The following is a 13,518-nucleotide window of genomic DNA, read 5'->3' on the forward strand; positions in this document are numbered from 1 at the left end:
TAGTTTCCAGCAGCGCCGCTTCCACGATGGAACGCAAGCCACGTGCTCCGGTCTTGCGCGCCATGGCTTTTTTCGCGATGGCCGTCAACGCGTCGTCACGAAACTCCAGCTCAACGCCTTCGAGTTTGAACAGCGCCTGATACTGCTTGGTCAGCGCATTCTTAGGCTCACGCAGAATCTGAATCAGCGCCGCTTCATCCAGCTCTTTCAGCGTCGCCACTACTGGCAGACGACCGATAAACTCAGGAATCAGACCAAACTTGATCAGATCGCCCGGCTCTACCTGTCCCAGCAACTCGCCTTCGGTCACTTTCTGCGAAAGACCTTTCACCGTCGCATTGAAGCCAATACCGCGCCCAGTGTCTGTACGCTGCTCGATAACCTTATCCAATCCCGCGAACGCACCGCCGCAGATGAATAGGATCTTCGAGGTATCGACTTGCAGGAACTCCTGCTGCGGATGCTTACGACCGCCCTGAGGCGGAACGGCGGCGATAGTCCCTTCAATCAACTTCAGCAGGGCCTGCTGCACGCCTTCGCCAGAAACGTCACGTGTAATCGACGGGTTATCCGACTTACGGGAGATTTTGTCGATTTCATCGATATAAACGATGCCGCGCTGCGCTTTCTGTACATCATAATCACATTTCTGCAGCAGTTTCTGGATGATGTTCTCAACGTCCTCACCCACGTAACCGGCTTCGGTCAACGTCGTGGCATCAGCCATGGTGAAAGGCACATCAAGGAATCGAGCCAGTGTTTCTGCCAGCAAGGTTTTACCGCTACCGGTGGGGCCAATGAGCAGGATGTTGCTTTTGCCCAGCTCAACGCCGTTACTGCTGTCACCGTTGCGTAAACGTTTGTAGTGGTTGTATACGGCCACGGCCAGCACTTTCTTGGCCTGCTCCTGACCAATCACGTAATCGTCAAGGTGATGACGAATTTCGTGCGGGGTCGGCAACGCACTGCGTTCACGATGCGGGGCCACTTCTTTAATCTCTTCGCGAATAATGTCGTTACACAAGTCAACACATTCATCGCAGATATACACTGACGGCCCGGCAATCAGCTTACGAACCTCGTGCTGGCTTTTGCCGCAGAAAGAGCAGTACAGCAACTTTCCTGAACCGTCTTTGCGCTTATCTGTCATCAGTAAACCTCTTCTTTAGTCTCTTGCCCGCAGGCTAACCATACAGCGATAGCGCCACAGCGAACGCCACTATTTCATAGCCAATAAGCGCAATCACACTCGCACAAAAGACTATCGGCCGAACACCGTCTACAGCTATATAGAGCGACCATCATCAAATGGATTTAGTCGCGATGAGTCAATACGGAATCGACTAATCCGTAGTCTACTGCCTCATCGGCAGAGAGGAAACGGTCACGTTCCGTGTCTCTTTCTATTTCTTCAAGAGACCGTCCCGTATGTTTAGCCATCAATTCGTTCATCCGCGACTTCACTTTCAGGATTTCTTTGGCATGAATTTCAATATCCGTCGCCTGTCCCTGATAACCGCCCAGCGGCTGGTGAATCATAACGCGCGAGTTCGGCAGGCAGAAACGTTTCCCTTCCGCACCGGAGGTCAGCAGGAACGCCCCCATTGAGCACGCCTGTCCCATACAAATAGTACTTACGTCCGGCTTGATGAACTGCATGGTATCGTAGATGGACATTCCCGCAGTGATCACCCCGCCCGGCGAGTTGATGTACAAATAAATGTCCTTCTCAGGGTTTTCAGCTTCCAGAAACAGCATCTGGGCCGTGATCAGGTTGGCCATGTGGTCTTCGACCTGGCCAGTCAGGAAGATCACACGCTCTTTTAACAAGCGGGAATAGATGTCGTAAGAACGTTCCCCACGTGCAGTCTGCTCTACGACCATTGGCACCAGGGCCATATGCGGAGCCTGTTTTACTTGTTCGCCACTGTATGACATCAACGTCTCCTAGATAAAATGCATTTGGCGCATATTGCCCGATTCTACTTGAGATACGAAGTGAAAACCACGCCCAGACCCTATGTGGTCGCCCTACCTCGAGCCCTCAGAATATCCAGCGATACGTCATCGATTATCAGACAATTGGGCGTCTTGTATCTATTTTCAAGCTTACAGCACCGATTATTTTCGATTAACCCGGCATTACTCTGAAAGAAGCGCTGAAGATTCGGCTCACGCTTAAATTAATGATAGTGCAAATAAATGCTTAGCAGGCGTAATTTCAGGACAAACCGTCACATAATCAGGCGGAAAAAAAAGCCCGCAGCGTTAAAACTGCGGGCTGTGTCAGACTGACAACCTTGAAAGGTTAACGCGATTAGGCGTTGTTAGTCTGGTTCATCAGATCGTTGAACCCAACTTCTTTCTCAGTCACTTTAGCCTGAGACAACAGCGTTTCGATCGCCTGCTCTTCCAGAGCGACGTTACGCATGTTGTTCATCATTTCTTTGTTCTTTTTGTAGAACTCAACCACTTCCTGCGGATCTTCGTAGGCAGCTGCCATTTCGTCGATCATTGCGGTAACGCGGTCTTCATCGGCTTTCAGCTCATTAGTGCTGATGACTTCACCCAGCAGCAGACCGACAACAACGCGACGTTTAGCCTGAGCTTCGAACAGTTCGCGCGGCAGTTCCAGAGCCTGTTTTTCATCGCCACCGAAACGCTGTGCAGCCTGACGGCGCAGTACGTCGATTTCACCGTCGACCAGCGCAGCCGGTACATCGATGTCGTTGGCGTCAACCAGGCCGTCGATAACCTGAGTTTTTACACGGTTACGCACAGCGGATTTCAGCTCACGCTCCATGTTTTTGCGCACTTCGGTACGCAGGCCGGCGACAGAACCATCTTCAACGCCGAAACGTTTGATGAAGTCAGCCGTCAGTTCCGGCAGCTCACGCTCTTCGACTTTTTTCAGTACGATAGCGAACTGAGCGGCTTTACCCTTCAGGTTTTCAGCGTGGTAGTCTTCCGGGAAGGTGACTTCGATAGTGAACTCTTCACCTGCCTTGTGGCCGACAACACCGTCTTCGAAGCCCGGGATCATACGGTTCTGGCCCATCGCCAGCACGAAGTCAGAGGCTTTGCCGCCTTCAAACTCTTCTCCGTCGACAGAACCGCTGAAGTCGATGGTGACGCGGTCTTCAGCTTCTACTGCGCGTTCAACCTCTTTCCAAGTCGCCTGCTGCTTACGCAGGGTGTCCAGCATGGCATCGACGTCTTCGTCTTTAACTTCCACCAGCGGTTTTTCGACTTCAATGCTATCCAGACCTTTCAATTCAACTTCTGGATACACTTCAAACTCAACGCTATAGGTAAAATCAGATCCCGCATCGTACTCGCCCGGAACATACTTCGGCGCACCTGCAGGAGTGATATTTTCCTTGATGATCGCATCGACAAACTGACGCTGCATCAAGTCGCCCAGCACGTCCTGGCGCACGGAAGCGCCATAACGCTGAGCAACGATATTCATCGGCACTTTGCCTTTACGGAAGCCGTCGATACGAACTTTTTTTGCCACGTTGACCAGCTCGCTCTTAACAGCATTCTCGATGCTGTCAGCAGCAACGGTAATCGTTACGCGGCGCCCAAGGCCTTGGGTGGTTTCAACTGAAACTTGCATCTTGTTACCTCAAAAAATCACAGTGCTCGGTCAACCTCAAAAGCCGTTTTCACAAAGCGCCCGAAGGCAAGCTTTCTGATCACAGACTCACATCACCAGGACGGCCTCGCGAACCAGACCCGTTCCTTGTAGTCAGAAGCGTCCCGAATACATTCAGGAAAAATAAGACGCGGCATTATAGCGGCATAGGCTGACCGAGTCGAGGAGAGTCACCCGCGTATTGCCGCACGGATAATTACGGCTTTTGAATGTGCTCTGGGAGCCTTTACACCGTGGCATCACCGGCGTTAACGGCCGATTCCCGCGCCGCCGCAGGCCGGTGATGCAGGGGCGGTTTGGTGCTGATCGCGCCACTCCTGCGGAGTGTAGACGTACAGCGCGAGCGCATGAACGGCGCCGGCCATCTCCTCAGTCAGCAGCTCATAGACCGCCCGATGGCGCTGAATGAGGCGCTTACCTTCGAAAAGATCGCTGACCAACACCACTTTGAAATGGCTCTCCGACCCCGCGGGCACCCGATGGCGATGACTTTCGTTGATGACCTCAAGGTATTCCGGCGCCAATCCGGCGTGCAGCTTGGCTTCAATGGTTTCTCGGGTCATGGGATAACCTTAAATAGTAGTTTGGGAACCGGGCAAGTTAGGGGCCATTTTTACATGACAGGTGTGAGCGATCACGGGAATTTTCTCTCGCTGGCAACGATGTCGCGCTATGTTTTCACAAGGCAACAGCATGCAGAATAATCCGCTAATGCCGGTGTGGAGGGGTCTCCGACAAGATGTGGCATATCTTTTCTTCGGGAAGTTGTGATAAAAACAGAATCGATTGCCCTATAGGCAAAGAGCTTCCGTCGCGAGCGATTCTCCGTTCTTTCTCTTGCCTGGGGCAATGGTATGATGTCGCGCGTTTTTAACGATTAACTTTCTTATTATTACTGAGAACATTCGCATGTATAAAAAATTTATTTTTCCGCTGCTCGCCGTCATGGCGCTGGCGGGCTGCGCAGGCAAAGGTAATACGCTGAATATCAACCCTAACATCGCGTTGCCTTCTCAGGATCCCAGCCTGATGGGCGTGACAATCAGCATTAACGGAGCCGATCAACGTCAGGATCAGGCGCTTGCCAAAGTAAACCGCGACAGTCAGTTAGTGACGCTGGTCCCTTCACGCGATCTGCGGTTCCTGTTGCAGGAAGCACTTGAGAAGCAAATGTCCGCACGCGGCTACATGATTGGCACCGGCGGTCCGGTCGCGCTGCAGATCGTGGTGAACACGCTGTATGCGGACGTCACCGAAGGCAACCTGCGTTACACCATCACCACCAAAGCGGATATTTCGATTATCGCCCAGGCCGCCAACGGCAATAAGCAGGTCAAAAACTACCGCTCCACCTACAATATTCAAGGCGCATTGACGGCCACCAACAACAAGATCACCACCGCGGTGAATCAAGTGTTAGGCGATGTCATCAGCGACATGGCGCAAGACACCAGCGTCAACGAGTTCATCAAGACCAACGCACGCTAATTTCACCGCAGTTCCCCTTGCCCCGTCACCGGGGCAAGCAAAAGGATGTTGCATGCCTAGTCAGCTCCACACGCTTTTCAAGCAACGTAATTCTCTGATTCTGCTCATTCTGGGTTTTGCCTCGGGCCTCCCTCTGGCATTGACCTCCGGCACGCTACAAGCCTGGATGACCGTAGAGAACGTCGATCTCAAAACCATCGGCTTCTTTTCGCTGGTCGGCCAGGCCTATGTCTTTAAATTCCTATGGTCGCCGATGATGGATCGCTATACGCCGTCTTTCCTCGGTCGCCGCCGAGGCTGGCTGCTGCTTACGCAATTAGGCCTCGTGGCGGCCATCGCGGCCATCGGCACATTATCCCCCGCGGAGGATCTCTGGTGGCTGGCGGCGCTGGCCGTCGTTATCGCTTTCTTCTCCGCATCTCAGGACATTGTCTTCGACGCCTACAAGACAGATTTATTGCCTGCACAGGAGCGCGGCAGCGGGGCTGCTGTCTCTGTACTGGGGTATCGACTGGCGATGCTGGTCTCGGGCGGACTGGCGTTGTGGATTGCCGATCGCCTGCTGGGTTGGCAGTCGACTTATTGGCTGATGGCGGGTCTGATGCTGCTGTGTACGCTGGCGACCTGGCTGGCCCCGGAGCCGGACAATACCCAGCCTGCGCCACGCTCACTGGAACAGGCCGTGATGGCGCCGCTGCGGGATTTCTTCGGTCGTAATAACGCCTGGCTTATTCTGCTGCTGATTATTTTTTATAAGCTCGGCGATGCGTTCGCGGTCAGCTTGAGCACCACGTTCCTTATTCGCGGCGTGGGCTTCGATGCCGGCGATGTCGGGCTTATCAATAAAACGCTCGGCCTCTTCGCCACCATCGTCGGCGCCCTATACGGCGGGATCCTGATGCAGCGCTGGTCGCTTTTCAAGGCGCTGATGATTTTCGGGCTATTGCAGGCGGTCTCCAACGCGGGCTATTGGCTGCTGGCGATCACGGACAAGCATTTGTTCTCCATGGGCGCCGCCATTTTCATCGAAAACCTGTGCGGCGGTATGGGGACGGCGGCATTTGTCGCTCTGCTGATGACCTTGTGCAACAAGTCGTTCTCCGCTACACAGTTCGCCCTGTTGTCCGCGCTAGCTGCCGTCGGCAGGGTCTACGTCGGTCCTTTAGCCGGTTGGTTCGTCGCGGATTACGGCTGGGCCTGGTTCTATTTATTCTCGGTCGGGATCTCTTTCCCCGGTCTGCTGCTGCTCTTACTGTGTCGCCGCACGCTGGAGTACACCCAGGCTCACGATGATTTTCTGCCGCGACGCACTTACTCGCGCGGATATACGCTAGCAGTACGTACGCTGTTTTCCGGCGCCGCATGCTTCGCGCTCGGCGCGGCGGTTTGGGGTATGTTCGGACTGGGGTGGATACATAGCGCATCCGCGGCTGAAACGTTAATGACCCTGGGCGTGGCGCTGGCCGCGATCGGACTCACTCTGGGCAGTCTCTTGGATTATCTGTCACTCAAACGAACGTAAACAAAACAAACGGGCTGTGTCACAGCAGCCTATTCCTTCCTTTTACTCCTGCCACCGACCCGATGTCACCCACGGCCGCCCTCGCATGAGGGGCGTTTTTCGGCAGTCGTCATCTTCTTTTTACTGATTTTTTACTTTGACAAACCGTCATCTCGCACTAGACCTTAATAGCAGTGGCACGATAATTTTCGAGGACGCGTTGTCATTTTTCATACGGATATACCATTCCCTGAAGAAACTATTACCCACTGTTTTTAAATATGTTTTTTTACAAACCACCACATTGGTGACACAAAGAGAAAATCAGAGCAACAATCCGCTGACAACACTTTAATCATGTTTACAGTGTGGTAACCTTCCCGTAAAATGCCCGCTCGCGTGAAATAATGGATAGAGCCCCTTGTCATTGAGGTCGCTAGATGAGACTCAGGAAATACAATAAGTTTTTGGGGATGTTCTCTTTATTCGCAGCCACCCTGCTCCTTAACGGCTGTGATATGGCATTGATGAACCCCAAAGGACAAATTGGGCTTGAACAGCGTTCGCTAATACTGACTGCCTCGGCTGATGTTGATCGTTGTCATCCCCGTAATCATTATGGCGATAGTATTTGCCAGGAAGTACAGAGCTTCCAACGATAAGGCCAAATACACGCCAAACTGGTCACACTCCAACAAGATTGAAGCCGTTGTTTGGACGGTACCCATCATCATCATCGTCATCCTCGCTACCCTTACCTGGAAGACAACTCACCAGCTTGATCCTTACAAACCGTTGGATTCCGACGTCAAACCCATCAACGTCGAAGTCGTATCGCTTGACTGGAAATGGCTGTTTATTTATCCCGATCTGGGTATTGCCAGCGTGAACGAACTTGCCTTCCCGGCCAACGTTCCCGTCTCGTTTAAAATCACGTCGAACTCCGTCATGAACTCGTTGTTCATCCCTCGCCTCGGCGGGCAGATTTACGCCATGGCCGGTATGCAGACGCAGTTGCACCTGATTGCGAATGAGCCCGGCAAATACGACGGTATTTCCGGTGCTTACAGCGGCAAAGGTTTCTCCGGCATGAAGTTCACCGCTATCGCGACGCCGAATCAACAGGCGTTCGACCAGTGGGTGAATACGGTGCGTCAGTCTTCCCATACGCTGAGCAACATGAGCGAATTTGAAAAACTGGCACTCCCCAGTGAATACCATCCCGTCGAGTACTTCTCGCAGGTACAGCCGAACCTGTTCCGACAGGTGATTACTAAATTTACTGGCAACGAAATGCACATGCAGCACCATGCGGAAAGCGCGCCGAAAGACGAAGGCATGCAGTCTCATGAAGGCATGGACATGAGCGAGCACTCCTCTCATTAAAGGAGCCGAGGGATAATACGATGTTCGGAAAATTAACTCTTGATGCGGTTCCATACCATGAACCGATTATCATGGTCACCGTGGCAGCAATCATTCTAGGTGGGCTGGCGCTGCTGGCCCTGATTACCTATTTTGGCAAATGGAAATGGCTGTGGACTGAATGGTTCACAACCGTTGACCATAAAAAAATCGGCATCATGTATGTCATTGTCGCGCTGGTGATGATGCTGCGCGGCTTCGCCGACGCCATCATGATGCGTACTCAGCAGGCTCTGGCCTCGGCAGGTGAGGCCGGCTTCCTGCCTCCTCACCACTACGACCAGATCTTTACCGCGCACGGCGTGATCATGATTTTCTTCGTGGCGACGCCATTTGTGGTCGGCCTGATGAACCTGGTCGTTCCGCTGCAAATCGGTGCTCGTGACGTTGCCTTCCCTTTCCTGAACTCACTCAGCTTCTGGATGTTTGTCGCCGGGGTCATCCTGGTCAACCTCTCGCTGGGCGTGGGCGAATTCGCTCAGACAGGTTGGGTCGCCTATCCTCCCCTTTCGGGTAAGGAGTATAGTCCCGGCGTCGGGGTCGACTACTGGATATGGAGTCTGCAGATATCCGGGCTGGGCACCACGCTGACCGGCGTGAACTTCTTCGCCACCATCATGAAAATGCGCGCGCCCGGCATGAGCATGATGAAGATGCCGGTATTCACCTGGGCGTCACTGTGCACCAACGTTCTCATCATCGCTGCATTCCCCATCCTGACGGTCACCATTGCATTGCTGACGTTGGACCGTTATCTGGGCACCCATTTCTTCACCAACGATATGGGCGGCAACATGATGATGTACATCAACCTCATCTGGGCCTGGGGCCATCCTGAGGTGTACATCCTGGTACTGCCGGTCTTCGGCGTGTTCTCCGAGGTGACCGCGACCTTCTGCCGCAAACGCCTGTTCGGCTATACGTCTCTGGTGTGGGCGACCATCGCCATCACCGTGCTGTCATTCATTGTGTGGCTGCACCACTTCTTTACGATGGGGTCCGGCGCGAACGTGAATGCCTTCTTCGGCATCGCCACCATGATCATTTCCATCCCGACCGGGGTGAAAATCTTCAACTGGCTGTTCACGATGTATCAGGGCCGTATTCAGCTAAATTCGGCGATGCTGTGGACCATCGGTTTCATCATCACCTTCTCTATCGGCGGAATGACCGGGGTACTGCTGGCCGTACCGGGCGCGAACTTCGTGCTGCACAACAGCCTGTTCCTGATCGCCCACTTCCATAACGTCATTATCGGCGGCGTGGTGTTCGGCTGCTTCGCAGGGATCACCTACTGGTTCCCGAAAGCCTTCGGCTTCACCCTGGATGAAACCTGGGGTAAGCGTGCCTTCTGGTGCTGGATTATCGGCTTCTTTGTCGCCTTCATGCCGCTTTATGCGCTGGGCTTCATGGGCATGACTCGTCGCCTGAGCCAGCAGATCAATCCGGAATTCCACCCGCTGCTGATGGTGGCTTCCGCCGGTGCCGCGCTGATCGCGCTGGGTATTCTGTGCCAGCTGATTCAGTTCGTCGTCAGTATCCGCGACCGTGAACAGAACCGCGATATGACCGGTGACCCGTGGGATGCGCGTACGCTGGAGTGGGCGACGTCCTCCCCTGCCCCGTTCTACAACTTTGCGGTCGTCCCGCAGGTTCATGACCGTGATGCGTTCTGGGAAGAGAAAGAGAAGGGCGAGGCCTATCGCCGACCAAACGGCGGCTATGAAGAGATTCATATGCCCAAGAACACTGCCGCAGGCCTGGTCATCTCCGCCTTCGCCCTGGTGTTCGGTTTCGCCATGATCTGGTACATCTGGTGGCTGGCCGCCGTCGGTTTCGTCGGCATGATAGCGACCTGGATTGTGCACAGTTTCAATCAGGACGTGGACTACTACGTTCCCGTGGAAGAAATCGAGCGCATTGAAAACGCAAATTTCGAGAAACTCAGCAAGGCAGGCGTGAAAAATGTCCACTGATACTATGAGTCACACGAATACCGCCCATGCAGAGCATGGGCACCACGATGCGGGAGCCACGAAAGTGTTCGGCTTCTGGATCTACCTGATGAGCGACTGCATCCTGTTTGCCTCGCTGTTCGCCACCTACGCCGTCCTAGTGGACGGCGTTGCCGGCGGACCGACGGGTAAAGATATTTTTGAGCTGCCGTTCGTCTTGGTCGAAACCTTCGCCCTGCTGTTCAGCAGCATCACCTACGGCATGGCGATGATCGCCATGAACAAGGGCGACAAGTCGCGGGTTAACCAGTGGCTGGCGATGACGTTCCTGTTCGGTCTGATCTTCATCGGCATGGAGCTTTATGAGTTCCATCACCTGATCGCGGAAGGATACGGACCGGATCGCAGCGCATTCCTGTCCGGTTTCTTCGCGCTGGTCGGCACGCACGGTATCCATGTCACCAGCGGTTTGATCTGGCTGGCTATCATGATGATTCAGGTCTCACGCCGCGGACTGACCGCGACCAATAAAACCCGCCTGATGTGCCTCAGCCTGTTCTGGCATTTCCTGGACGTGGTGTGGATCTGCGTCTTCACCGTTGTTTACCTGATGGGGGCGATGTAATGAGCCATTCTACGCATGACAGTGCCGGTGCCAGCCATGGCACCGTCAAGTCCTATCTGACCGGCTTTATCCTGTCAATCATCCTCACCGTGATCCCCTTCGCGATGGTGATGACCGGCGCCGCGGCGACGCACATCATTCTGCTGACCGTGGTCGGCTGCGCCGTCGTACAGATTCTGGTCCATCTGGTGTACTTCCTGCACCTGAACACGTCGTCGCAAGAGCGCTGGAACGTAGTCGCGCTTGTCTTTACCGCCCTGATTATCGCGATTGTAGTTGGGGGTTCTATATGGATTATGTGGAACACCCATCACAACATGATGATTCAGTAACTGGACCGTCACCATGATGATTAAGCAATACCTACAGGTCACCAAGCCAGGCATTATTTTTGGCAACCTGATTTCTGTCATCGGGGGATTTTTACTCGCGGCCAACGGCAGCATTGATTATCCCCTGTTCATAGCGACGCTCTTCGGCGTGTCGCTGGTCGTGGCTTCCGGTTGCGTTTTCAACAACGTCATCGACCGCGATATCGACAAAAAAATGGAGAGGACCAAAAACCGCGTTCTGGTGAAAGGGCTGATTTCGCTGAAGGTGACGTTGGCCTATGCCGCGCTGCTGGGTATTGCGGGCTTTGCCTTACTGTATGTCGCCGCCAATCCGCTGGCTATGTGGCTGGCGGTGATTGGCTTCGTCGTCTACGTCGGCGTCTATAGCCTTTATATGAAACGGCACTCTGTCTACGGCACGCTGATTGGTAGCCTGTCTGGCGCGGCTCCCCCTGTCATCGGCTACTGCGCCGTCAGCAACCAGTTCGACGCTGGCGCGTTGATCCTGCTGCTGATTTTCAGCTTATGGCAAATGCCGCACTCCTACGCTATCGCCATCTTCCGCTTCAAAGACTACCAGGCCGCGAATATTCCGGTGCTGCCGGTGGTGAAAGGGATCTCCGTCGCAAAGCATCATATTACACTGTACATTCTGGCGTTTATGATTGCCACGCTGATGCTCTCCTTGGGCGGCTATGCCGGGTATAAATATCTGGTCGTCGCGGCGGCGGTGAGCCTGTGGTGGCTGGGCATGGCGCTGTCCGGGTATAAAAACCTGAACGACGATCGCCTCTGGGCCAAGAAGTTGTTCGTGTTCTCGATTGTCGCTATCACCTCGCTGAGCGTGATGATGTCAATCGACTCCATCACTCCGACGCAGGAAGCGATGCTGACCTACCTGCGTTAACGACGCCAGCTAGCAGAAAAAAAACAGACGGCATGCCGTCTGTTTTTTTATTTCTCCCAACTCCGCCAAATCAGGTAACAAAACGCGCATTTACGCGCGTGCATCCGAGGCTCTAAAATAGCGCCAGAAAAACACCCGAGGTATAGATGAACGATAACCGAATGACGCCTGCCGAGTTACGGGCCACGTGGGGACTGGGAACGGTCTTTTCACTTCGCATGCTGGGCATGTTCATGGTCCTCCCGGTCTTGACCACTTACGGTATGGCCTTGCAGGGCGCCAGCGAATTCCTGATAGGCGTCGCCATCGGTATCTACGGCCTGATGCAGGCGCTGTTTCAGATCCCGTTCGGGCTGATGTCTGACCGCATCGGTCGTAAACCCCTCATCGTCGGCGGCCTGCTGATGTTCACCGCCGGTAGCGTCATCGCCGCCCTCAGCGACACCATCTGGGGCATTATTTTCGGCCGCGCCCTACAAGGTTCGGGAGCTATCTCTGCGGCGGTCATGGCCTTACTGTCAGATTTAACGCGCGAACAGAACCGCACCAAAGCGATGGCGTTCATCGGCGTCAGCTTTGGGATCACTTTCGCCATTGCGATGGTAGTCGGGCCTATCGTCACCCATGCTTTAGGTCTGCATGCGCTTTTCTGGGGTATCGCGATTCTTTCCGTCATTGCGATAATCATTACGCTCGCGTTTATCCCGAACGCCTCTCAGCATGTCCTCAACCGTGAGTCAGCGATTGTCCGCGGCAGCGTCCGAAAGGTGTTGGCGAATAGCCGACTGCTGAAGCTGAATATCGGCATCATGTGCCTGCATATCCTGCTAATGTCGAGCTTCGTGGCGCTGCCGCGAGCTATGGAACACGCGGGACTTCCACCTCAGGATCACTGGAAAGTGTATCTGGCGACGATGCTGGTTTCGTTCGTCGCCGTCGTGCCTTTTGTCATCTATGCCGAGCTGAAGCGCCGTATGAAGCAGGTATTCATCCTCTGCATCGTCATTCTTATCGCCGCCGAACTGGTACTGCTGAGTGCGGATGTCAGCCAGCTATGGCGAATTATCATCGGTATTCAGCTGTTTCTGCTAGGGTTCAACGTAATGGAAGCCTTACTGCCTTCACTCATCAGTAAAGAGGCCCCGGCCGGGTATAAAGGCACCGCCATGGGCGTTTATTCCACCACGCAGTTTATCGGCGTTGCGATTGGCGGCAGTCTGGGCGGCGCGCTGTTCGAACTGCACGGCGCCGCGCTGGTCTTCGGCGCCAGCGCTATCATCGCGCTAGGCTGGCTGATACTGAGCTTCACCATGCAGGAACCGCCCTATCTCAGCAGCCTACGGATCACCCTGTCTGATGAAGCGCTGCAAAGCCCCCAGCTCGAGCAAAGAATGCACGGCTTGCCAGGTGTCGCCGAGGTCATCATCGTGCCTCAGGAGCTCAGCGCCTATGTCAAAATCGACAACAAACAGACCAACCGCAAAACGCTGGAGCAGTGGCTCGATACAGCATCGGCATCTGTGTAACACGGCTGTGCTGACCACGGCAATGTTGCCATCGCCCCCTCCCGCCTAAGCGTCATACGCCTCCATCTATTGAGGGGCGTCCCCCAAAAACCCCGTTA

Annotated in this window: 11 protein-coding genes and 1 pseudogene; 8 read left to right on the forward strand and 4 right to left on the reverse strand. The window is 54.2% G+C overall.

Annotated features, from left to right (window positions below; genetic code table 11):
• The 4 genes from clpX to bolA form a co-directional block, all read right to left on the reverse strand.
• Window positions 1-1,150: ATP-dependent protease ATP-binding subunit ClpX (gene clpX / locus AU511_RS06455; protein ID WP_094109162.1), on the reverse strand; the 1,150-nt coding region annotated here is incomplete at its 3' end.
• Between the two features lie 164 nt (window positions 1,151-1,314).
• Entirely contained in the window at window positions 1,315-1,938 is a 624-nt protein-coding gene (clpP, locus tag AU511_RS06460; protein ID WP_026738835.1) for an ATP-dependent Clp endopeptidase proteolytic subunit ClpP, read from the reverse strand.
• A 379-nt stretch (window positions 1,939-2,317) separates the two neighbouring features.
• On the reverse strand, window positions 2,318-3,622 hold the full coding sequence (tig, locus tag AU511_RS06465) for a trigger factor (protein WP_094109163.1): 1,305 nt from the start codon (window positions 3,620-3,622) through the stop codon (window positions 2,318-2,320).
• A gap of 287 nt (window positions 3,623-3,909) precedes the next feature.
• Window positions 3,910-4,224 (reverse strand): transcriptional regulator BolA, encoded by a 315-nt coding sequence (gene bolA, locus AU511_RS06470; RefSeq protein ID WP_094109164.1) that lies wholly within the window; start codon window positions 4,222-4,224, stop codon window positions 3,910-3,912.
• A 346-nt stretch (window positions 4,225-4,570) separates the two neighbouring features.
• On the opposite strand from bolA, the gene AU511_RS06475 reads away from it, so the two are divergent.
• The 8 genes and pseudogenes from AU511_RS06475 to AU511_RS06510 all read left to right on the forward strand — a co-directional run bounded on the left by AU511_RS06475 (window position 4,571) and on the right by AU511_RS06510 (window position 13,420).
• A complete protein-coding gene (locus AU511_RS06475) occupies window positions 4,571-5,149 on the forward strand; it encodes a lipoprotein (RefSeq protein ID WP_094109165.1) in 579 nt (192 codons plus the stop codon).
• A gap of 52 nt (window positions 5,150-5,201) precedes the next feature.
• Window positions 5,202-6,671 (forward strand): muropeptide MFS transporter AmpG, encoded by a 1,470-nt coding sequence (gene ampG, locus AU511_RS06480; protein ID WP_094101082.1) that lies wholly within the window; start codon window positions 5,202-5,204, stop codon window positions 6,669-6,671.
• A gap of 419 nt (window positions 6,672-7,090) precedes the next feature.
• Window positions 7,091-8,036 (forward strand): annotated as a pseudogene (gene cyoA / locus AU511_RS06485) (cytochrome o ubiquinol oxidase subunit II).
• A 20-nt stretch (window positions 8,037-8,056) separates the two neighbouring features.
• Window positions 8,057-10,051 carry a cytochrome o ubiquinol oxidase subunit I gene (gene cyoB / locus AU511_RS06490; protein WP_094101081.1) on the forward strand — a complete coding sequence of 665 codons (1,995 nt, stop codon included), beginning with the start codon at window positions 8,057-8,059 and terminating at the stop codon, window positions 10,049-10,051.
• Window positions 10,041-10,655 (forward strand): cytochrome o ubiquinol oxidase subunit III, encoded by a 615-nt coding sequence (locus tag AU511_RS06495; protein WP_094109166.1) that lies wholly within the window; start codon window positions 10,041-10,043, stop codon window positions 10,653-10,655. The genes cyoB and AU511_RS06495 overlap by 11 nt, the downstream gene beginning before the upstream one ends.
• Window positions 10,655-10,987, forward strand: coding sequence for a cytochrome o ubiquinol oxidase subunit IV (locus tag AU511_RS06500; RefSeq protein WP_094109167.1), 333 nt, complete (start codon window positions 10,655-10,657; stop codon window positions 10,985-10,987). Before AU511_RS06495 ends, AU511_RS06500 begins: the two co-directional genes overlap by 1 nt.
• Before the next feature lie 16 nt (window positions 10,988-11,003).
• Window positions 11,004-11,894 carry a heme o synthase gene (cyoE, locus tag AU511_RS06505; RefSeq protein ID WP_094109208.1) on the forward strand — a complete coding sequence of 297 codons (891 nt, stop codon included), beginning with the start codon at window positions 11,004-11,006 and terminating at the stop codon, window positions 11,892-11,894.
• 146 nt (window positions 11,895-12,040) lie between these two features.
• A complete protein-coding gene (locus tag AU511_RS06510) occupies window positions 12,041-13,420 on the forward strand; it encodes an MFS transporter (RefSeq protein ID WP_094109168.1) in 1,380 nt (459 codons plus the stop codon).
• Window positions 13,421-13,518: the final 98 nt, after the last annotated feature.

The organism is Lonsdalea iberica, assembly GCF_002111585.1.
Taxonomy (GTDB): Bacteria; Pseudomonadota; Gammaproteobacteria; order Enterobacterales; family Enterobacteriaceae; genus Lonsdalea; species Lonsdalea iberica.

Coding starts and splice junctions, on each gene's coding strand:
- clpP (WP_026738835.1), bottom strand. CDS start 1,938: ATGTCATACAGTGGCGAACAAGTAAAACAGGCTCCGCATATGGCCCTG.
- tig (WP_094109163.1), bottom strand. CDS start 3,622: ATGCAAGTTTCAGTTGAAACCACCCAAGGCCTTGGGCGCCGCGTAACG.
- bolA (WP_094109164.1), bottom strand. CDS start 4,224: ATGACCCGAGAAACCATTGAAGCCAAGCTGCACGCCGGATTGGCGCCG.
- AU511_RS06475 (WP_094109165.1), top strand. CDS start 4,571: ATGTATAAAAAATTTATTTTTCCGCTGCTCGCCGTCATGGCGCTGGCG.
- ampG (WP_094101082.1), top strand. CDS start 5,202: ATGCCTAGTCAGCTCCACACGCTTTTCAAGCAACGTAATTCTCTGATT.
- cyoB (WP_094101081.1), top strand. CDS start 8,057: ATGTTCGGAAAATTAACTCTTGATGCGGTTCCATACCATGAACCGATT.
- AU511_RS06495 (WP_094109166.1), top strand. CDS start 10,041: ATGTCCACTGATACTATGAGTCACACGAATACCGCCCATGCAGAGCAT.
- AU511_RS06500 (WP_094109167.1), top strand. CDS start 10,655: ATGAGCCATTCTACGCATGACAGTGCCGGTGCCAGCCATGGCACCGTC.
- cyoE (WP_094109208.1), top strand. CDS start 11,004: ATGATTAAGCAATACCTACAGGTCACCAAGCCAGGCATTATTTTTGGC.
- AU511_RS06510 (WP_094109168.1), top strand. CDS start 12,041: ATGAACGATAACCGAATGACGCCTGCCGAGTTACGGGCCACGTGGGGA.